This window comes from Ensifer sp. ENS03 (assembly GCF_014852035.1).
GTDB lineage: Bacteria > Pseudomonadota > Alphaproteobacteria > Rhizobiales > Rhizobiaceae > Ensifer > Ensifer adhaerens.
Window position 1 is genome coordinate 99,626 of the sequence record NZ_JACVAV010000009.1, and the last position, 19,080, is coordinate 118,705.

The 19,080-nt window shown below is 62.4% G+C and carries 19 protein-coding genes; 5 read left to right on the forward strand and 14 right to left on the reverse strand.

From position 1 onward, the window contains the following. From hutG to IB263_RS26040, 3 genes are all read left to right on the forward strand, one after another. Window positions 1-819: an N-formylglutamate deformylase gene (gene hutG / locus IB263_RS26030; protein WP_034799571.1), complete on the forward strand. Its 819-nt coding sequence runs from the start codon at window positions 1-3 to the stop codon at window positions 817-819. A gap of 2 nt (window positions 820-821) precedes the next feature. Next, complete coding sequence (hutU, locus tag IB263_RS26035) at window positions 822-2,495, forward strand: urocanate hydratase (RefSeq protein ID WP_034799763.1); 1,674 nt, start codon at window positions 822-824, stop codon at window positions 2,493-2,495. A gap of 268 nt (window positions 2,496-2,763) precedes the next feature. Next, window positions 2,764-3,402: a hypothetical protein gene (locus tag IB263_RS26040; protein WP_034799569.1), complete on the forward strand. Its 639-nt coding sequence runs from the start codon at window positions 2,764-2,766 to the stop codon at window positions 3,400-3,402. 1 nt (window position 3,403) lies between these two features. Here IB263_RS26040 and IB263_RS26045 read toward each other — a convergent pair whose 3' ends face one another. From IB263_RS26045 to IB263_RS26070, 6 genes are all read right to left on the reverse strand, one after another. Next, the gene (locus IB263_RS26045; protein WP_060530310.1) at window positions 3,404-4,624 is read right to left on the reverse strand and encodes an MFS transporter; all 1,221 of its coding nucleotides are present in this window, start codon (window positions 4,622-4,624) and stop codon (window positions 3,404-3,406) included. 181 nt (window positions 4,625-4,805) lie between these two features. Continuing rightward, window positions 4,806-6,248: a M81 family metallopeptidase gene (locus IB263_RS26050; RefSeq protein WP_034799565.1), complete on the reverse strand. Its 1,443-nt coding sequence runs from the start codon at window positions 6,246-6,248 to the stop codon at window positions 4,806-4,808. Window positions 6,249-6,259: 11 nt separating this feature from the next. Continuing rightward, window positions 6,260-8,179: a beta-N-acetylhexosaminidase gene (locus IB263_RS26055; protein ID WP_034799563.1), complete on the reverse strand. Its 1,920-nt coding sequence runs from the start codon at window positions 8,177-8,179 to the stop codon at window positions 6,260-6,262. Window positions 8,180-8,203: 24 nt separating this feature from the next. Beyond that, window positions 8,204-8,980 (reverse strand): SDR family oxidoreductase, encoded by a 777-nt coding sequence (locus IB263_RS26060; RefSeq protein ID WP_034799561.1) that lies wholly within the window; start codon window positions 8,978-8,980, stop codon window positions 8,204-8,206. Window positions 8,981-9,001: 21 nt separating this feature from the next. Further along, on the reverse strand, window positions 9,002-9,865 hold the full coding sequence (locus tag IB263_RS26065; protein WP_034799558.1) for a MurR/RpiR family transcriptional regulator: 864 nt from the start codon (window positions 9,863-9,865) through the stop codon (window positions 9,002-9,004). A 72-nt stretch (window positions 9,866-9,937) separates the two neighbouring features. Further along, the gene (locus tag IB263_RS26070; protein ID WP_034799761.1) at window positions 9,938-10,327 is read right to left on the reverse strand and encodes a RidA family protein; all 390 of its coding nucleotides are present in this window, start codon (window positions 10,325-10,327) and stop codon (window positions 9,938-9,940) included. A gap of 114 nt (window positions 10,328-10,441) precedes the next feature. Between IB263_RS26070 and IB263_RS26075 the strand changes: the two genes are divergently transcribed. Beyond that, complete coding sequence (locus IB263_RS26075; RefSeq protein WP_034799555.1) at window positions 10,442-10,939, forward strand: hypothetical protein; 498 nt, start codon at window positions 10,442-10,444, stop codon at window positions 10,937-10,939. A 122-nt stretch (window positions 10,940-11,061) separates the two neighbouring features. Further along, window positions 11,062-12,537: a M81 family metallopeptidase gene (locus IB263_RS26080; protein ID WP_060586211.1), complete on the forward strand. Its 1,476-nt coding sequence runs from the start codon at window positions 11,062-11,064 to the stop codon at window positions 12,535-12,537. Window positions 12,538-12,572: 35 nt separating this feature from the next. Here the strand turns inward: IB263_RS26080 and IB263_RS26085 are convergent, their stop codons facing one another. From IB263_RS26085 to IB263_RS26120, 8 genes are all read right to left on the reverse strand, one after another. Beyond that, on the reverse strand, window positions 12,573-12,929 hold the full coding sequence (locus IB263_RS26085; RefSeq protein ID WP_034799548.1) for a DUF1801 domain-containing protein: 357 nt from the start codon (window positions 12,927-12,929) through the stop codon (window positions 12,573-12,575). Then, complete coding sequence (locus IB263_RS34770) at window positions 12,926-13,330, reverse strand: VOC family protein (protein ID WP_034799545.1); 405 nt, start codon at window positions 13,328-13,330, stop codon at window positions 12,926-12,928. Before IB263_RS34770 ends, IB263_RS26085 begins: the two co-directional genes overlap by 4 nt. 55 nt (window positions 13,331-13,385) lie before the next feature. After that, window positions 13,386-13,781, reverse strand: a complete 396-nt coding sequence (locus IB263_RS26095; protein ID WP_060601431.1) for a VOC family protein — start codon at window positions 13,779-13,781, stop codon at window positions 13,386-13,388. 126 nt (window positions 13,782-13,907) lie between these two features. Next, window positions 13,908-14,684 (reverse strand): helix-turn-helix transcriptional regulator, encoded by a 777-nt coding sequence (locus tag IB263_RS26100; protein ID WP_060586208.1) that lies wholly within the window; start codon window positions 14,682-14,684, stop codon window positions 13,908-13,910. Window positions 14,685-14,836: 152 nt separating this feature from the next. Then, window positions 14,837-15,970, reverse strand: a complete 1,134-nt coding sequence (locus IB263_RS26105; protein WP_060586206.1) for an ABC transporter ATP-binding protein — start codon at window positions 15,968-15,970, stop codon at window positions 14,837-14,839. A 95-nt stretch (window positions 15,971-16,065) separates the two neighbouring features. Beyond that, window positions 16,066-17,295: an ABC transporter substrate-binding protein gene (locus IB263_RS26110; RefSeq protein WP_034799533.1), complete on the reverse strand. Its 1,230-nt coding sequence runs from the start codon at window positions 17,293-17,295 to the stop codon at window positions 16,066-16,068. A gap of 38 nt (window positions 17,296-17,333) precedes the next feature. Continuing rightward, the gene (locus tag IB263_RS26115; protein WP_034799530.1) at window positions 17,334-18,191 is read right to left on the reverse strand and encodes a carbohydrate ABC transporter permease; all 858 of its coding nucleotides are present in this window, start codon (window positions 18,189-18,191) and stop codon (window positions 17,334-17,336) included. Beyond that, window positions 18,188-19,072, reverse strand: a complete 885-nt coding sequence (locus tag IB263_RS26120; protein ID WP_034799524.1) for a carbohydrate ABC transporter permease — start codon at window positions 19,070-19,072, stop codon at window positions 18,188-18,190. The genes IB263_RS26115 and IB263_RS26120 overlap by 4 nt, the downstream gene beginning before the upstream one ends. Between the last annotated feature and the right edge of the window lie 8 nt (window positions 19,073-19,080).

The window sequence follows — 19,080 nt, forward strand, 5'->3', positions numbered from 1 at the left end:
ATGGCGGTCGTCGAAGTCAGACAAGGCAACTCGCCGGTCATTCTCGGCTTTCCGCATACCGGCACCGACGTGCCGGCTGCGATCTGGGATCGGCTGAACGATAACGGTCGGATCCTCGCCGATACCGACTGGCATATCCATCAACTTTATGATGGCCTGCTGCCGGAGGTGACCGTCGTTCGCGCCACCTTCCACCGCTACGTGATCGACGCCAACCGCGATCCCGAGGGCGTCAGCCTCTATCCCGGCCAGAACACGACCGGATTGATCCCGGAAACGGACTTCGACGGCAAGCCGATCTGGAAGGACGGAGAGGCACCGACTGAAGCGGATATCGCCGAACGGCTCCGGTCATTCCATGCGCCCTATCACGCGGCCCTTGCCGCCGAGATCGAGCGGGTCAAGGCGATCCATGGCGTGGTCGTGCTTTATGACTGCCACTCGATCCGCTCGCGCATTCCGTTCCTGTTCGAAGGCAAGCTGCCGGATCTCAACATCGGCACCGACATGGGCAAGACCTGCGCGCCTGACATCGAGAAGGCGACGGCCGCAATCGCTGCCGCTGCGGAAGGTTACAGCAGCATTCTCAACGGCCGCTTCAAGGGCGGCTGGACCACCCGCCACTATGGCCGCCCGGAAACCGGCGTGCATGCCATCCAGATGGAGCTCGCGCAATCGACCCATCTCGCCGCTGAAGAGCCGCCTTTCGCGCTCGACGCCACACGATCCGCCCTGTTGCGAAAGCCGCTGGGTGCGATCCTGAACCGCATCGAAACCATCGCATTTGACCTCAAGACACTGACAGGGAGCGAGGCATGACCATCAACAATCCGCGCCACAATATTCGCGACGTGCGCGCCCCTCAGGGCACCACGCTCAATGCCAAGAGCTGGCTGACCGAAGCGCCGCTTCGCATGCTGATGAACAATCTGGACCCGAACGTCGCGGAAAACCCGCACGAGCTGGTCGTCTACGGCGGCATCGGTCGTGCCGCCCGCACGTGGGCCGATTTCGACAAGATCGTAGAGACGCTAAAGGACCTCAACGACGACGAAACCTTGATGGTGCAGTCGGGCAAGCCGGTCGGCGTGTTCCGCACCCACAAGGATGCGCCCCGCGTTCTCATCGCCAACTCCAACCTCGTGCCGCACTGGGCGACCTGGGATCACTTCAACGAGCTGGATAAGAAGGGTCTCGCCATGTACGGCCAGATGACGGCCGGCTCGTGGATCTATATCGGCACGCAAGGCATCGTTCAGGGCACTTACGAAACCTTCGTTGAAGCCGGCCGTCAGCACTATGGCGACAACCTTAAGGGCAAGTGGGTGCTGACCGGCGGCCTCGGCGGCATGGGTGGCGCCCAGCCGCTCGCCGCCGTCATGGCAGGCGCTTCGTGCCTGGCCGTCGAATGCAACCCGGACTCGATCGATTTCCGCCTGCGCACCCGCTACCTCGACGAAAAGGCCGAGACGCTGGACGAAGCGATGGAGATGATCGCCCGCTGGACGAAGAACGGCGAAGCCAAGTCCGTCGGCCTGCTCGGCAACACCGCCGAAATCCTGCCGGAGATGGTCCGCCGCGGCATCCGTCCCGACATGGTCACCGACCAGACCTCGGCGCACGACCCGGTCAACGGTTACCTGCCGAAGGGCTGGACCATGGGCCAGTGGAAGGAGAAGCGCGTCAGCGATCCGAAGGCCGTCGAAAAGGCCGCGCGCGCCTCGATGCGCGACCACGTCGAAGCGATGATCGCCTTTCAGGACATGGGCATCCCGACCTTCGACTACGGCAACAACATCCGCCAGATGGCCAAGGAAGAAGGCCTCGAAAACGCCTTTGCCTTCCCGGGCTTCGTTCCGGCCTATATCCGCCCGCTCTTTTGCCGCGGCGTCGGCCCGTTCCGCTGGGCGGCCCTGTCCGGCGATCCCGAAGACATCTATAAGACCGACGCCAAGGTCAAGGAACTGCTTCCCGACAACAAGCACCTGCACAACTGGCTGGACATGGCACGTGAGCGCATCGCCTTCCAGGGCCTGCCGGCGCGCATCTGCTGGGTCGGCCTCGGCGATCGCCACCGCCTCGGCCTCGCCTTCAACGAAATGGTCAAGAACGGCGAACTGAAGGCGCCGGTCGTCATCGGCCGCGACCACCTCGATTCCGGCTCGGTCGCCTCGCCGAACCGCGAGACCGAAGCGATGAAGGACGGCTCGGACGCTGTTTCGGACTGGCCGCTGCTCAACGCCCTGCTCAACACCGCATCGGGCGCCACCTGGGTGTCGCTGCACCACGGCGGCGGCGTCGGCATGGGCTTCTCGCAGCATTCGGGCGTCGTCATCTGCGCCGATGGTACCGACGATGCGGCCAAGCGCCTCGAACGCGTGCTCTGGAACGACCCGGCAACCGGCGTCATGCGCCATGCCGATGCGGGCTACGACATTGCGCTCGATTGCGCCAAGGAAAAGGGCCTGCGCCTGCCGGGCATTCTCGGCAACTGATCCGCTCTCGACCGACATACTCACGGACATACTGATTGGGGCGCCGAAAGGCGCCCCAATCACTTTTTGATGAGACTAGCGTCAGGACTGCGTCTTCCTCGCTCCGGCGCCTTGCAGCTGTTGATAGCAATGCTAGAAAAATCGAGATGCCATCGCATTGCTGGCGACGCGTTGCAGAACATCTCTGTTCGCTCACGCGAGCGCTGGTTTTTTATGAGAAGGCTTCATGCGCTGGGGCGGGTACGGGAGAAGAACCATTAGACATCTTATGTTTGCCACCGGGCTTCTTGCGAGCGTCTTTGTTGCCTCGTCTGCGGTCGCTCAAAACGTGAGTTTCTTCGGCCCTGTTCGCAACGGAGAACGGCACTTTACCGCCTTCCCGGAATTTATTGGCGTCGGAATGAGCCAAGGGGAGACCAAGAAGAGGGACGTGGTCTTCTCGACAATTCAAATGATCGCCATGGCCGCCGGAATTGAGACCAAGGCCCAACCGGGCCTCGGAAGAAACACCATCGGCGTGATCTTCAGAAAGGATGTCGTCAAGAATGGCCGGGTCGACGTCAGCAAAATTGAAGATTTCGGCTTCGACCCCTACTACGAGCGGCTGCTGAACGATACTGCAGCAACTGGCGTACCAAATTGCGCTTCCGCCGTGAACTATTCCGCGGAAGGGCGATTTGACCGCGCTGTCATCGTTGCAAACAGCGATGTCCCCGATCAGGAATTGGCGACCTGCGTGGCGCAGGCCCAGGCGCACGCTTTGGGGATAGCCACGTTTACCTCCAGCAAGGCCGACTTTTCGCGCTTCTTCGCGAGGATCATGATCCTCGCCGATCAAAAGAAGAGATGTCTCCAGGACAACCAGACAAAGTTCACCTGCAGTTTTGTCGATGAGCCCTGGGACTAATTCACGAGCGGCGGAATGTTTTCTTCCCTGTTTTATCGCCGTCGAGCGCGAGCAGCAGCACCAGCCCGGCAAGGCCTGCGGCGCCGCCAAGCAGCGCCGTGCCCGAATAGTCGCTGATCCGCGTGCCGAGCGCAAAAAGCCCGGCGCAAAGGCCGCCGCTCAGGAAGAGGTTCACGGCGAGCAATGAGCTTCCGAGGCCCGGGCGGTCGGCAATCAGGTCCTGGAGGTAGCTGATCGGGATCGTGATCAACGCGGCGGCACCAAAGGCACTGATCAAGGTGAGCGCGTAGATCTGCCAGGTCGCCGTCGAGAAGCCGAGCAGCACCATGTAGCCGATGTAGATCGCGGTTCCGAGCGCCAGCGCCTTGAATGGAACAAGGCTCAGCTGGATGCGCGCCCAGACGAAGATGAACACGACTTCGAGGAAAGCGACGATCCCAACGATGATGCCGATATCGGTGACGCTGCCGCCGATCTCGTCAGTCATGATCAGGGGCAGCACGGCGGCGTTGACGTGCAGCGACGAGGTGATGATCGCAACGGCGATGACGCGCAGGAAAATCCCTGGCGCCAGGATCTCCCGAAAAGACGTCCAGTAAGAAAGCCGCTTGCCGAGCGATGCGTCGGCCCCGCTTTCGTTGGGCAGTTTAAAATAGACGATCAGCAGATTGGCGAGGCAGCCGAGACAGGCGAGCAGATAGGCCGGCAGCATGCTGTCGCCGCCGGCGAGTGCAAAGCCGACCAGTCCTGGCACCAGAACCCAGGACACTGATATGGCCGCGCGGGCGCCCGTCGTGAGCGAGGCGGCGTCATGGCCGCTCATCCGCCGGGCGATGCTGCGCACATTGGCAAAGAGCAGCGTGTAGACCGCGCCGTAGATCGGCAACAGCAACAAGACGCTAACGACGAAGCTCATCTGATGCGGGAGCACATAGACGATGCCGTAGCCGACAACGCCGAAAAAGATCGCCGTCGACATCAGCAGCCGGTAGTTGCCGACGCGATCGGCCAGAATGCCGATCGAAACACTGACGATGACGTTCACCGTCGAGGCAAGCAGGATCAGCAGCGAATAGACGGCATCGCTGAGCCCCAGCTCGTTGATGCCGACGACGGACTGGTAGGGCGAGGTGGCCGCACCGGCAAACCCGAACAGGAAGATTGCCAGCATGCTGATCCGCATGGCCGGGTTGCGCATGGCGCTGAGAATGGTGGAGGTCATGCTAGAATGTGTCCGCGAAGCGGGTGGAGGATATCGCACAATCGCTTAAATTGTGATCGATTTAAGGACGGTGTTATGCGGAAGGCTAAGGCGTTTCAGCGCCCATGCGCGTCGAACGACGCGCGGTGCTTTGAGGGAAGCCCCTACCCGAAACTCGGGTAGGAAATGTGCGAAGCATGTCTCAGGCGCCGCTCGACCAACGCGCCGAAAAGCGGGCGACGGGTTCAAAGGAAAAGTCCTGATCGAAGGGGTAGGCCGGCCGCTGACGGCGGAGGCTCGCGAGCCCTTGGATGTCCTGATTGACGACCCCTTCAGTCAGGGCCATCAGGTTGGGGTTGGCGATCGGCGCCAGTTCGGGCGACAGGTAGCCCGATTTGACGACGAGCAGCCGCACCGCCTCAGGGTCGAGGCCCAGCCGCCGGAAGTCCTCGATGTTGTGGTAGGGCCTGCGCCGTGCCGCGATAACGACATCGATCGCGCCGACCCGCACCACCGCCTGCCGCTCTTTCGCAGGCCCGGGATCATCCAGCGTGACGACCTCGGCCAGCATCTCCGCACGGGGGCTTGCCGGATCGAGGCTGCCGCCGATCTTGAGCATCAACGTTTCGCCGACCCCAGCGGCAAAGCAGGCTTCGACCGCCGGCAGGTCCGTGATGCCGGCGATCAACGCGCCCCGCCAGCCGCGGGCGAGCAGCGCCTTCAGCACGTCTGCGCGATCACCAACGCCGCCGCCGGTCGGGTTGTCGCCGGAGTCCGCAAGAATGATCGGCGTCGTCGTCGCCCGCTCGGCGATATCCAGCATTTCGTTGAGCGGTCCGGTGACCGGACCGAAGCGGAAGTTTCGACGTTCCGACCAGTAGCCCGCGGCAATCTCTTCCGCTGCCCGTTTGGCCGCCGCCCTGTCGGTGGCCGTTACGACCGCACAGGCGGTCGCCCGCGGCTCGTCGGCCCAGACGTAGCCCACCATCAGGTTGGCATCGAGAACGCCCGGCCGCTTATCGATCTCGGGCAGTTGCACGTAGAGCGACTTTGCCGGCTCGTCCTCGGTCGAGGTGCATTCGCCGGGAAGCAGGACCGGGACCGGTGCCCAGGCGATGCCCGGGCGCGTCCCGTCTCTCAGCGCAGATACCAGCATCGACCAGGCACGGGTCATGGTCTCCGGCGTATCGATATGCGGCGCGGTGCGGTAGGCGGCAAAAATATCGAGCTGGTCGATGATCTCCTGGCTGACATTGCCATGCAGGTCGTAGCTCGCCGCCACCGGGCAATTGGGACCGACGACAGCGCGGGCGGCGGAGATCCAGTCGCCTTCGGCGTCGTCCATCCCGTCGACCTTGATGGCGCCATGCATGGCGAGATAAAGCCCGTCGATCGGCAGCGCGTCACGCAGCATTTCGAGGAACTCGGCCTTGAAGGCGTCGTAGGTTGGGCGCGACACGGGGCCGCCGGGCACGGCGCGGGCATGCAAAAGCGGCAGATGCTCGACACCCTCGGCCTTCATGAAACTGAAGTACTCGGCGTCCAGCAGCGTTTGGCCGCGCAGAACGCGAAAATCTTCCTCTGTCATCAGAACAGGCGAATAGGTGCTGCATTCGGTATGGATGCCACCAACGGCGATGCGCATGAGCGTTCCTCTCAGAGGTTCGGGCTGAGCGGCGCGATGGCCGCAAAGCGCAGCCAGTCCTTCGCCGACTTCGGTGTCCATGCCGCCTCGGCGATCGCCGGAAGCCGCGGGAAGACGAGCCGGTTGAAGTAGCCGCGCGAAAGATAATGCTCGGACCAGATGCACGCCTGCACGCCTCTGAGGCGGGCCTTCAGCTCGTCCGGGAATTCGCCCTCGGCCTCGTAGCCGTAGGTGTGGGCGGGTGTCGCCGTGCCGGCCCAGCTTGCACCTGGCTCCTGCCAGGCATCGGCCTGCGCCATGTCGAGGTAATAGGCCTGGCCGGGGGTCATCACCACGTCATAGCCTTCGCGGGCGAGCTCGATGCCGACCTCCGGCCGCTCCCAGGCCATCAGCAGCGTATCTTCGGTCGAGACACCGCCGCCATGCGCCACTTCGTTCCAGCCGGCGAGCTTGCGGCCACGCGCCGTCAACATCTGCTTCACCCGCTTCAGGAAATAGGACTGCAGCGCGAAGGTGCCGGAGATGCCCTCCTGCTCCATCAGCTTCTTGGCCAGCGGCGAAGCGAGCCAAGAACCGTTCGCCACTTCGTCGCCGCCGATATGGATGTAGGCGCTCGGGAAAAGCTCGACCATTTCGTCGAGGACCTTCTCCAGAAACTCGTAGGTAAAGGCAACGGCCGGGTTGAGCGCGTTATTGGGATAGCCCTGAACCGAATGGTAGCTCTCCGGGGCCTCCTGACCGTCTGTCAGATCCGGCAGCGCCACCAAGGTCGCCGTGCTATGGCCAGGGATATCGATCTCCGGCACGACATCGACATGCAGCGCCGTCGCCTGCGCGACGATCGCCCTCACGTCCGCTTGGCTGTAGAAGCCGCCGACAGGCTCAGCGCCATTACCAAGCTGCGGCAGAAGCGGCTCATCCGGCCCGCGCAGGACGCCAAGCGTCGTCAGCTGCGGGTAGGCCTTGATCTCCAGGCGCCAGGCCTCGTCGTCGGTCAGGTGCCAGTGGAAAACGTTGAGCTTGAACCAGGCGAGAATGTCAATCAGCCGCGCCACATCCGCCGTCGGGTAGAACTGGCGGGAGACGTCGAGATGGCAACCGCGCCAGCTGTAACGCGGCGCATCCGAAATTTTGCCGCTCGCCGGAAAGCGGAACTTTTCCGGATGGTTGCGTGCCCCATCCAGAAGCTGGGCCAGACTGGTCAAACCATATTGCCGGCCGGCGCTGCCGCCAAAGCTAAGCCGGATTTCGGTCTCAGAGAGGTCGAGCCGATAGGCCTCAGCCTTAAGACCAGCGTCGGCGGTAAAGACAATCGCCCGCCCCTGCTTCGAGGCTGCCAGGCTGAAGGGGGCGTGGCCCGCAGGGAACAGCCGATGGTACATCGCCAGAACCGTATCGATGGCAGCGACATCCTCGCCCGTCGAGCCGACCGCCGGATAGAGCACCACTGGAAAACCGTCTCCAGGACGAAGCTCAAGCTTCGCTGGCCAGGGCTGCAACGCATAGGGCTGATCGAGCTTGCCGTCCGGTAGCCGCACCGGCGGCGGTTCACTGACGGCATTTTCAAGCAACAGATCGGAGACAGCGACCGGCACGTGACCACCATCGGCAAGCGTCAGATAGGCGGACTTGGCACCGTCGGTGCAGTGGCGCGCGTTGCGGTGCAGGCCGCTGACGGTGAAGGTCCAGCTCCCGCCGTTTTCGATCGTCAGCCCCGCAGGCGGCGCGAATTCGTGAAAATTGGCGTTACGGCGCAGGAACACGGCATTGTCGCAGGCCTTGGGATCGATCACCCGGGTGAGCGAGGTGTAGACGATCCTGAAGCCGGAAAGTGGCGCGCCGGAGAAATTGAACAGCGTGAAGGTAAACCGCCCGAACGGCCCGCCATCCGGCTGCCAGGACGCCTCGAGACGGTAGGAAACCGGGTGCATGCTCTTCCTCCAGAATGCTCTATGTCAGTAGTGGTTTGATTGCGAGAACGTGCGGGCCAACTCAGCCTGTCCGGCGGTCAGGCCGCAATCGACAGGCAGGCAGACGCCCGAAATGGCGGCCGCGAGCGGGCCTGCGAGAAAATGCACGGCATTGGCGACGTCATCCGGATTGACGATGCGCTGCAGCGGATACCAGCGGCGCGCCTCTTCGAAGACATCCGGGTTCGATGCCGCCCTCGCCTCCCAGGCCTGGGTGCGAACCGTGCCGGGTGCCACCGCATTCGAGCGGATGCCGAACTTGCCGTATTCGACCGCAATCAGCCGGGTCAGGTGCAGGAGCCCGGCCTTGGCGGCGCTATAGGCCGGATGGCCGAAGACGTTCATGCCGTTGACCGAGGCGATGTTGACGACCGAGCCGTGGGTCTCTTTCAGCATGTCCTCGACGGCGCGAAAAGTGAGGAAGGCCGCCTCGAGGTTCAGCGCATTGTCCATGCGCCAGATCTCCGGCGTCGTGTCGTGCAGGCTGACGGCACGGGCAGCACCAGCATTGTTGACGAGGGTGCGGACAGCGCCCTTCTCTGCGGCCTTCGCTGCCATCGCCGCCACGCTTTCGGCATTGGTGACGTCACAGGCGACTGCGACGAAGCGCTTGCCGTCGCCAAGCGCCCGCGCTGCCTTTTCGGCGGCCTCCGCATCGATGTCGACGAGCAGAACCACGTCATGGTCGTCGGCAAGCTTGCGGGCGATAGCACGGCCGATATCGCCGGCGGCGCCGGTGACGATCGCGAGAGATTGCGTCATGCGTTGACCTTTCGCGGCACGTCAGTCTCCGAGCAACTGGCGGTCGTCACCGTCGCGGTGGGTCACCAGCTGCTGTTTGATGCGCCGAAGTGTGGCTGTCGCCTGCGGCTGAACCCGATAAGCGACGAGACTGGAGAGGATGTCGAGCAGCGCCAGATAGGCGATGCGGGTGGAGGTGGGGCGGTAGATATTGTTGCCCTCGGGCAGATCGACCGGAACGGTGATGCTGGCAGCGGTGGCCACCGGGCTGCCGCTCTGCGTCAGCGCGATGGTCGGCACTTTCAGTTCGCGCGCAAGCGTGAAGGCGCGCACGAGTTCGGCGTTGCGGCCGGAAAAGGAGGAGCCGATCAGCACGTCCGTCGGCCGGGCCGCCGCCGTCATCATCAACTGCATGCTGTGATCCGAGCTCGATGTGATGCGCAGGCCGAAACGAAAGAGCCGGTTTTGAAGCTCGCCGGCGATCATCGACGAATTGCCGCCGGAACCAAAGGCGTAGATCATTTCCGCTGAGGCAATCCGCTCGACCGCCTGCTCGATCGCGGCGAGATCGAGCGAGCGATGCAGAAGAAACAGCGCGTTCTGCGACTTGGTGATGATGTCCTGGGCGACATCGCCGGTCTCCCGGCTCTTCGGCTCGGGCTTCAGGTAGCGCATGCCGATATAGGCGGTCCGCGCGAGCTGCACCTTGAAGTCGGAGAAGCTGTCACAACCCAACCGCCGACAGAAGCGGGTGACGGTCGGCGGCGAAACGTCCGCCTTGCTCGCGAGCTCGATGATGGAGGCGTTTACCGCGAACTCGAAATCGTTCAGGAGAATATCGGCGATGCGGTTTTCCGACTGGGAGAGCCGCCCCTTTTCTTCCTGCAATGTCGCGAAGATGTCCATCGCCCGCTTATGCCTTGCTTCGGATCACGAGTGAGAGCGGGATGCGGGCAGAAAACCGCTCCCGCTCCAGGATCAGCCTTCTTTCGGCTTATAGGCGACGCAGTCGATCTCGACCTTGCAATCGACCATCATCGACGACTGGACGCAGGCCCGCGCCGGCGGATGAGCACCGAAATACTCCTGGTAGATCTTGTTGAATGTCCAGAAATCCCTGGGATCGTCGAGCCAGACGCCGCAACGAACCACATGCTCCGGACCGTAGCCGGCTTCCGTCAGGATGGCCATCACATTGGCGATCGTCTTGTGGGTCTGGGGGATGATCCCGCCCTCGATGATCTCGCCGTTTTCCATGGCAACCTGACCAGAGACATAGAGCCAGCCGTCCGCCTCGACAGCGCGCGCGAAGGGCAAAGGTTTGCCGCCAGCGCCGACCTGTTCCGCACCATAGCGCTTGATCGTCATCATGAGCCTTCTTGCAAATTATTTTCTTTGATCGTTGACAAGTGACCATAGAAAGCCGAATTTGGCTAGCGAAAAACGCCATTCATGAAAAGAATTTCAATCCAGGGCGCGAATATGCGGGATCCTTTTCTCAATCCATTCCCCTCTTCCGATGCTGCACGCCACTCGATCTGGGAGATGCTGGTCTCCCGCGACATCACTGCCTTTCTGGCAGCCGACTGGTCGATGGTTGCAGACGATTTCGTCGGGGAGAGCTTCATCGGCATCGACGGCCGCCGCGAAACCAATCCGGACAATTGGCGGCTGACCTTCCCGTCGCTGGCCGCCTATCGCGAAGAGTGGCTGCGCCAGGCGCAGGATTTCGCGACACAGAGCTTCGCCGAAGACCCGCGCACGGCGATCTTCACCACGACGACGCTCGAGGACATCGAGATCAACGGTGACCAGGCGTTGGCGCGCAAGAAGTTCGATGGCAGCCTGAAGAAGACGGACGGCAGCGTCGACATCCTGAAATGGCAGACGGTCTATTACTGCCGTCTGCACGAAGGACGCTGGAAGATTGCCGGCTTTACCGGCTACCTGCCGAACCCGATGGGCGCGGCTTCCGCGTAGTTTCCTGGATCGCCATGCATCCGGGAAAAATCATGCGCCAGACTTAGAGCCCGCAGCGACCTTAGCACATCCGGCCGGATGAGCGGCGCTGCAGGCGTGACGCAATAGAAAAGGCAACGGCATTGCGGATCTTCACAGCGGCGCTTGCGACCGAGACCAATACCTTCTCCCCGATCTGCATCGACCGCCGGGCCTTCGAAGCCTCGCTCTACGCCCCGCCGGGAGAACACCCGGAAACACCGACGCTTTGCACGGCGCCGATCACCGTCGGCCGGCGCGTCTGCGTTGAGAAGGGCTGGGAACTGATCGAGGGAACCGCGACCTGGGCGGACCCGGCTGGCCTCGTCAACCGCGAGACCTATGAGTGCCTGCGCGACGAGATCCTCGGCCAGTTGCGCGCCGCCATGCCCGTCGATGCCGTGGTGCTCGGCCTGCACGGCGCCATGGTCGCCGACGGCTACGAAGACCCCGAAGGCGACCTGCTGACGCGCGTCCGTGCGATCGTCGGTCCCGATATCCTCGTCTGCGCCGAGCTTGATCCCCACAGCCACCTGACGGCCAACCGCGCCGCCGCATCGAACTTCTTCGTCTACTTCAAGGAATTCCCGCACACCGACTTCGTCGACCGCGCGGAGGACCTCTGGAAGATCGCTGTCGACACGCTCGAAGGCCGCATCACGCCCGTCATGTCGATCTTCGACTGTCGGATGATCGACGTCTACCCGACATCTCGCGATCCGATGCGCTCCTTCGTCGACAAGCTGATGCGGATCGAGAAGGAAGACGCAGACGTGCTTTCGCTCTCCGTGATCCACGGCTTCATGGCCGGCGACGTCCCGGAAATGGGAACGAAGCTGCTCGCCGTCACCGACGGCAAGCCGGAGAAAGGCGCGAGCCTCGCACGGGAATTGGGTCTGGAACTCTTCTCCCACCGCGGCACCTTCATCATGCCGCAGATCGACGAGAGGCAGGCGGTCGATGAGGCACTCGCAGCAACCAAAGGTCCCGTCGTCATCGCCGATGTCTGGGACAACCCGGGCGGTGGTACGGCCGGCGACGCGACAGTTCTGCTCGAAGAACTGCTGGCTCGCGGCGCAACCGACGTTGCGGTCGGCACGATCTGGGACCCGATGGCGGTGCAGATCTGCATGGCGGCCGGCGAAGGCGCCGACATCCCCTTGCGCTTCGGCGCCAAGTCGGCGCCGGGAACCGGCAATCCGGTCGATGGCACGGTCAAGGTGGTCAAGCTGGTGCGCGACGCCGAGATGCGCTTCGGCGAGAGCTTCGCCCCCTTCGGCGATGCGGCCCACATTCGCTTCAAAGGCATCGACATCATCCTCAACTCGACCCGCGCGCAGAGCTTCGATCCAAGCCTGTTTTCGGTGATGGGCATCGACCCGACAAGCAAGAAGATCCTGGTCATCAAGTCGACCAACCACTTCTACGCCTCGTTCTCCAAGATCGCGTCCGAAATCCTCTATTGTTCGGCCGGCACGCCTTACCCGAACAATCCCGCCAAGACCGACTACAAGCGCGCGCCGAAGAACATCTGGCCGAAGGTCGACAACCCGCACGGAACCGAGAAGGGCGCGGCCTGAGGTTTGCGGCACCGTCGCCGGGCGCAACCGACCCTTCAGCGATCGGCAGCCTCGCGAGCCATCTTGATGTATAGCGCGACTTGTTTCTCATCTATATCCGCCGGGCCCAGGAGCTTGATGTGGCGGCGAAGCTTGCCTGAACCCTCCAGGACGGCATGTGGATCGGGCAAAGCGGCGCCCCGGCTAAACTCCAGCGTCACGTGTTGGGCGTAGGAAAAGACGCCGCAGAAGCTGTCCTTGGACGAAAACAGGATGCCGCCATACTTTACCTCTTCGGTGACTGCAGGGCCCGAGGCAAGCGCGATTTCCCGTAGTCGGGTGACGATCACGAACTGATCGCCGCGATGAAGCTCGATCTCCCGCAGAAGGGTCTGGATCCGGTCATCCATCATGCCGCACCCGAAGCGATGACAAACGGCTTGAACTCCGGCGCGGGTTCGCGATTTGAGTAGATATAGAGCAGGACACCGTTCGGATCCTTTACGGCGAAGCCACGATCTCCCCATGGGTGATCCTCGATCGGCAACGCCGGGGCAAGGCCTGCTGCCCTGATCCGGTTATACTCGCCGTCGACGTCTGCGACGCAGAAATTGTAGGTGAGGCCTTCGGTGTTGCACACAGGCTGCCCCTGTTGCGGTTCCATGAACTGGAGGGACAGGCCTTGGCCGAGTTCCAGGCTGATGTACCAGCTGCAGTCAAACGTCAGCCGTGCGGCGAAATATGTCTGATAGAAGTCTCGCGACGCGGCAATCTGGGTGGTCGTGATGCAGGGCGAGGCAGTGGTCGGGCGCACAGGTGGGCTCCTCCTGAGTCATGGCGTTCGTGGGTTGCGTGGTCGGGCCGGGCGGCTAGGCGGGCGTGGCGGAACAGAGTTCGACAAGGCAGCCGTTGAGATCGCGAACATAGCCGACCACTTGCCCCCACGGCTTTTCTTCCGGCGGCTTCACCGGCGATGCTCCGGCCGAAACAGCCTTTTCATAGGCCTCGTGCGGTGCAGAGCAGACCAGCGCGATTTCGAACGCGGCGGCAAGATCGCTCCTGCGGTTCGCGCGAACAGCAAGACCATTCAGCTCCGCCATGGTTTCGCTGGCAAAGGCCAGAGCCGTCACACCCGTCTCCATCTCCGCATAGAGGCTGCTTTCGTGTACGAACCTGCGCTTCAGACCAAAGGCAGCCTCATAAAACGAGACCGTTGCCGGCACATCGGGAACATAGAGGATTGTGTATCCGAAACGGACGGCCATGGTTCGTCTCCAAGGGTTACTCGCCGCCGAAGTCGGCAACGCGCTAAGCGCGCTACCCGAAGCAGCGCGAAGGGTTGCGGGCGATCATCATTCATTGCCAGGCTCTGATCTTGAACAATTCGGACATCAGTCCGAGATCGTCACCAGTGTGACTTCGGGCAAGCGCGCCGGCGAGAACCCGCCCAGGCGCCGGAAGACGCGGGTCATGTGGGATTGGTCGGCGAAACCGGCTTCGAACGCGGCATCCGCAGGACTGAGATAGTGATCCCGCAACAGCCGCAATGCACGATGAAACTGGATGATGGCGGCAAACGCCTTCGGCGTGAGCCCAGTTGCGCGAAGGAGAATGCGCCTGGCGGTGCGCTCGGAGACACCGTGCATCGCGGCAAGCTCGGCGATGCGCAGCCGCCCGCCGGAGGCGTGCAGCGCGCTTATGATGTTGCGGCCGAGCGGCGCCACCTCAAAGTCGCTCTCGGCATCACGCTTGCGGACAAACCGCACCAGGCGGCCGGCAAGCTCCTGCTGGTCCGATGCCGGCACGCAAAGGGCGGCCATGTCGGGCCATTGACCCAGAGCCGCTGCGCCGATCAGGGCGTCACCGTGCAACCGGATCGGCTCCAGGCCCAGAATTCTCTGGAAATGGCCAGGCCGCAGGCGCACGCCGACGAAGGCGGCGCCGGGTTCCAGCGGAACATCGTAATAGCCCGTGGTTGGACCGGTCACGATCGGCGTCAGCTCGCAGAGGGGCAGGGCGTTCAGCGTAAATCGGAGGATGATGTCGCATCGCCCATCCGGCAGGACCCGGTAGCTGCCCTCGTTGCGACTGACAGACGCCCAGACGGCTTCGATCCCGGCATTGGCGTCGGCCAGATGGGGAAGTTCCGTATAACGGCCAAGCGTCATGATGCTCTATCCAAGTGCGCTTGATCGCCTTTGAATAGAGGGCGTCGGCGACGGGCAATCCTTACAGGTAGAGCTGCCGGATATCCAGCCACAACGGCCAAGCACTGGCCGCGCCCTGATTGGCCGAGACCATGATCCTGCCTTCGACGACGTCAGGCAGCCGCGGGGTCGAGCACGCCCATATCGATGTCGGTCAACTCGACGCGACGTTCGAGCGCGAGGCCAGCCTCGTCGAACAGGTGGCAATCGGCTGCCTTGATACCTGTCTGGATGGTCTCCTCCGGTCGCACAGCTGCTGTTCCCGGCAGCATGGCACAGAAGTTCTCGCCCTCACCACCGATAGCCGCATAGGCAACCGTATGGGCGCCGAGCCGTTCGATGACCGTTGGCGTCACCTTGAGGGTCAGGTCGCCGGACCCGAGCATGATGTGCTCCGGCCGCACGCCAAGCGTCAGCGTGCGCCCGGCAAGGCCGCTTTGCGGGGTGACGGGGATGACCGCCGTCTGCCCCTTGTAGTCGACCTCGACGCCGGCATCGCTGACGCCCTTGCAGGTGACCGGCAGGAAGTTCATCTTCGGGTTGCCGATGAAGCCGGCAACGAAGGTGTTGGCAGGCTTGTGGTAGAGCTCCAGCGGCGCGCCCGTCTGGGCAATCTCACCGGCATTGAGAACGACGATCCGGTCCGCCATCGTCATCGCCTCGACCTGGTCGTGCGTGACGTAGATCATCGTTGCTTTCAGTTGCCGGTGCAGTTTCGCCAGTTCGATGCGCATGTCGGCCCGAAGGGCCGCATCGAGGTTTGAGAGCGGCTCGTCAAAGAGGAAGATCTTCGGCTCGCGCACGATCGCCCGCCCGATCGCGACACGTTGGCGCTGGCCGCCCGAAAGCATGCCCGGCTTCTGCTGCAGCCGCTGGTCCAGGTGCAGGATGCGCGCGGCATGCTCCACCTTGGCTTTCAATTTCTCCTCGGCCATCTTTTCCACGCGAAGCGGAAAGGCGATGTTCTCGAAGACCGACATGTGCGGATAGAGCGCGTAGGACTGGAAGACCATGGCGATCCCGCGCTTGACCGGCGGCAGATCGTTGACGCGCTTGTTCTCGATCAGGATGTCCCCCGAGCTGGTCTCGTCGAGACCAGCGATCATCCTGAGCAAGGTCGATTTGCCGCAACCGGAGGGCCCGACGAAAACGACGAACTCACCGTTCCTGACTTCGAGATCGATGCTTTTCAGCACCTCGAACGTCCCGTAGAATTTCTGAACCCGATTGAGATTGAGCTGTCCCAAGAAACTGTCTCCGGCCACCGGCGAGAAGCGGCTCATTTATAGCAGAGTTAGGTGGGGCCGCGAACCGATCTTGTCGGCGCGCGGCCCCGGTGGCCTTACTTGTACTCTTCGAGGCTGGAAGCCGCCTTCTTCAAGGCGTCGGCCGGCTCAGCCTTTCCGGTCACGACCGACTGAACCATCTCGATGATGACGTTCTGGAAGCCCTTGTAGTCGGTAAAGAGCGGCTCGGGACCACCATAGGTGATGCCGTCGATGAACGGCTTCCAATAGGGATCCTTCTTGACGAACTCATCGACCATCGGCGACGGACGCAGCGGCGTCAGGCCAGCGCCGCCCTGAAGCTCGTATTCGCCCTGCGGTCCTGGCGAGGTGATGAACTTGGCGAATTCGATCGCCTTCTCCTCAACGCCCGAGCCCTTGAAGATCGCCAGGCTGTCGGTGATGAGCAAGGTGCCCTCGCCCTTTGCTTCCGGGCCGAGCGGCAGCGGTGCTACGCCCCAGTTGACCTTGGTTTCCTTCAGGCGCGTTGCGGCACCCGAGCCCGCCTGGATCATGCCGACCTTGCCGTCAAGGAAGATGGCGCGGATTTCGTTCTGTTCGTAGGCGGTGGCGCCTTCAACAGAGAAAGGCGTGATGTCCTTGTAGGCCTGCAGCGCTGCGAGCACCTGCGGGCTGTCGATGACGATCTTGTCGCCGTCGATGACCTTGCCGTTGTTGGTGTACACCCAGTGCATGAACTGGTGCATGGTGTTGTCGAAGGTCTTGGCCGGCAGGCCGTAACCGGCAATGCCGGTCTTTTCCTTGATCGTCTTGGCGAATTCGATCTCTTCAGCCCAGGTCTTCGGCGGCGTTTCCGGATCGAGGCCGGCCTGCTTGAACAGGTCCTTGTTCCAGTAGAGCGCCTTGGTCGAGAAGGCGATCGGAACGCCCCACTGGTTGTCGTCGAAGGTCACGGTATCGACGATGTTGGGGTAGTAGGTCTTCTTTTCGTCGTCCGTCATCGGCACGGGAACGATAAGGTCGTTCTGTGCAAATTCCTTCAGCGTGCGCGACCCGACATAGGCCATGGCGACCGGTGTGCCGGCGGCGGCAAGGGTCGTTGCCTTGTCCTGGCACTGGGCCCAGCCGACGACTTCAGGCGTTACCTTCCAGCCCGGGTTCTTCTCTTCCCACTGCTTGATGTACTTCTGGTGGACCGCATCCATGGTGTCGCCGCAGTAGATCCAGCTGATCTCCTGGTCGGCCGCCTTGGCGGTCACGGCGCCCAGCGCGGTCGAGCCGAGCAGGGCAAGGGCGAGCACCCCCGTCTTGAATTGAATAGACACGTTTTTATGCTCCCGTTCTCTGGTGGTTGACTTAAGTCTTATTGTTTCACCGCGCCCGCGGTGAGCCCGCTGACGAGATAGCGTTGCAAGAGGAAGATCACGACGACAGCCGGCGCGATGCCGACGAAGCTTGCCGCCATCAGTTCGTTCCAGACCACTTCCTGGCGTCCGAAATAGGCAAACAGCCCGACGGGAAGCGGCATGTATTCGCTCTTGGAATTGAAGGTCAGCGCGTAGATGAACTGCTGGGCATAGGCGCCGATGAAGGTGGTGATCGCCACCACGGTGATGCCGGGCATGGCGATCGGCAGGATCACCCGGCGCAGCGTATAGAAGTGGCTGGCGCCGTCGACGAAGGCGGCCTCGTCCAGTTCACGCGGGATGCGCATCATGTAGGTGCGCAACAGCCAGATCGCCGACGGGATCAGGAAGGCAACGCCCGGCACGATCATGGCCAGATAGGTGTTGAGGACGCCGAAGGTGCGCATCAGCCGGAAGAGCGGGATCAGCAGCACCGCCCCCGAAAACATGTTGACGGCAAGGAATGCCCCCAAAAGCACGCCGGCGCCACGGAAGTTGAAGCGGGCGAAGGCATAGGCAGCGGGTATGACCAGCACCAGCACGATGGCCGTGACGATGGTGGAGATGAAGAAGGAATTGAAGATGTAGCGGGCAAAGCCCGGCACGCTCTCCCACATCGTAAAGTAGGCGGCGAACGAGCCGTTTTCCGGCCAGAAGCGATAGGGTGACGAGAACAGCAGCCCGAGCGGCTTCAGCGACACCAGAAAGCCCTCGACGAAGGGCGCCAGGATAAAGCACAGGAACACGAAGATACCGGCATAGATTCCGACAAGCTCGTACCAGCGGTAGCGATTGATCAGGGCAGGCTGGCTCATTTCTGTTCCCCCTGAGAAAGGCGGCTCGTCACCCGGAAATAGGCAAAGCAGAAGATCGACAGGAAGATGCAGATCAGCACGGCGCGCGCTGCCCCTTCGCCATACTTCTTCGACCCGATCGCGGTGCGATAGGTGTCGATGATCATCGTCGTCGTCTCACCGTTGGGTCCACCCTGGGTGAGGATCCAGATGATATCGAACGAGTTGAAGGTCGCGATCAGCGACAGCATCGACATGGTGATCAGCGACGGCACGAGCAGAGGCAACGTGATGCGGCGGAAGCGATAGAAACGCCCTGCCCCATCGGTCCACGCGGCCTCATAGAGATCCTGCGGGATCGCCTGCATGGCTGCCAGCATATAGAGCGTCACTAGCGGCACGCCGATCCACACGTCCGTGATGATCGTCGCCCAGAAGGCAGTCTCTCCGCGGGCGAGGAAGGCGATCGGCCCGTTCGACAACCCCATGTTCTGCAGCACGCCGGAGATCATCCCGAACTGGCCGTTGTACATCCAGCCCCACATGAAGATGCCGATGGCCATCGGCACGATCCATGGCGGCATGGTGAGCAGGCGGAAAAGCGCCCGGCCGGGCACGGCCGCGTTCAGCATCGTTGCGCCGAAAACGCCGATGATCATCTTGATCGACACCGAAAAAAACGTCCAGATGAAGGTCCGGAAGATGACCTCGGCGAAGGTCTCGTTGAAGATCTTGTCATAGTTGGTCCAGCCGACCCAATTGGTCGTCTTCTTCAGCGACGCGTCCGTAAACGACAGGATGAAGGTGTCGACCAGCGGATAGGCGACGATCACCGTGACGTAAAGAACAGCAGGAAGAAGCAGGATCCAGGCGAAGATGACTGTGCTGCGTTGAACACTCATCCGTCGCC

Bases quoted from the DNA above. Each gene is read 5' to 3' on its own strand.
- IB263_RS26115 (WP_034799530.1), bottom strand. From the start codon at position 18,191: ATGAGCCAGCCTGCCCTGATCAATCGCTACCGCTGGTACGAGCTTGTC.
- IB263_RS26065 (WP_034799558.1), bottom strand. From the start codon at position 9,865: ATGGACATCTTCGCGACATTGCAGGAAGAAAAGGGGCGGCTCTCCCAG.
- IB263_RS26085 (WP_034799548.1), bottom strand. From the start codon at position 12,929: ATGATGGATGACCGGATCCAGACCCTTCTGCGGGAGATCGAGCTTCAT.
- IB263_RS26060 (WP_034799561.1), bottom strand. From the start codon at position 8,980: ATGACGCAATCTCTCGCGATCGTCACCGGCGCCGCCGGCGATATCGGC.
- IB263_RS26055 (WP_034799563.1), bottom strand. From the start codon at position 8,179: ATGCACCCGGTTTCCTACCGTCTCGAGGCGTCCTGGCAGCCGGATGGC.
- IB263_RS26050 (WP_034799565.1), bottom strand. From the start codon at position 6,248: ATGCGCATCGCCGTTGGTGGCATCCATACCGAATGCAGCACCTATTCG.
- IB263_RS26100 (WP_060586208.1), bottom strand. From the start codon at position 14,684: ATGACGCTTGGCCGTTATACGGAACTTCCCCATCTGGCCGACGCCAAT.
- IB263_RS26045 (WP_060530310.1), bottom strand. From the start codon at position 4,624: ATGACCTCCACCATTCTCAGCGCCATGCGCAACCCGGCCATGCGGATC.
- IB263_RS26095 (WP_060601431.1), bottom strand. From the start codon at position 13,781: ATGGCCGTCCGTTTCGGATACACAATCCTCTATGTTCCCGATGTGCCG.
- IB263_RS26075 (WP_034799555.1), top strand. From the start codon at position 10,442: ATGCGGGATCCTTTTCTCAATCCATTCCCCTCTTCCGATGCTGCACGC.
- IB263_RS26040 (WP_034799569.1), top strand. From the start codon at position 2,764: ATGTTTGCCACCGGGCTTCTTGCGAGCGTCTTTGTTGCCTCGTCTGCG.
- IB263_RS26120 (WP_034799524.1), bottom strand. From the start codon at position 19,072: ATGAGTGTTCAACGCAGCACAGTCATCTTCGCCTGGATCCTGCTTCTT.
- hutG (WP_034799571.1), top strand. From the start codon at position 1: ATGGCGGTCGTCGAAGTCAGACAAGGCAACTCGCCGGTCATTCTCGGC.
- IB263_RS26070 (WP_034799761.1), bottom strand. From the start codon at position 10,327: ATGACGATCAAGCGCTATGGTGCGGAACAGGTCGGCGCTGGCGGCAAA.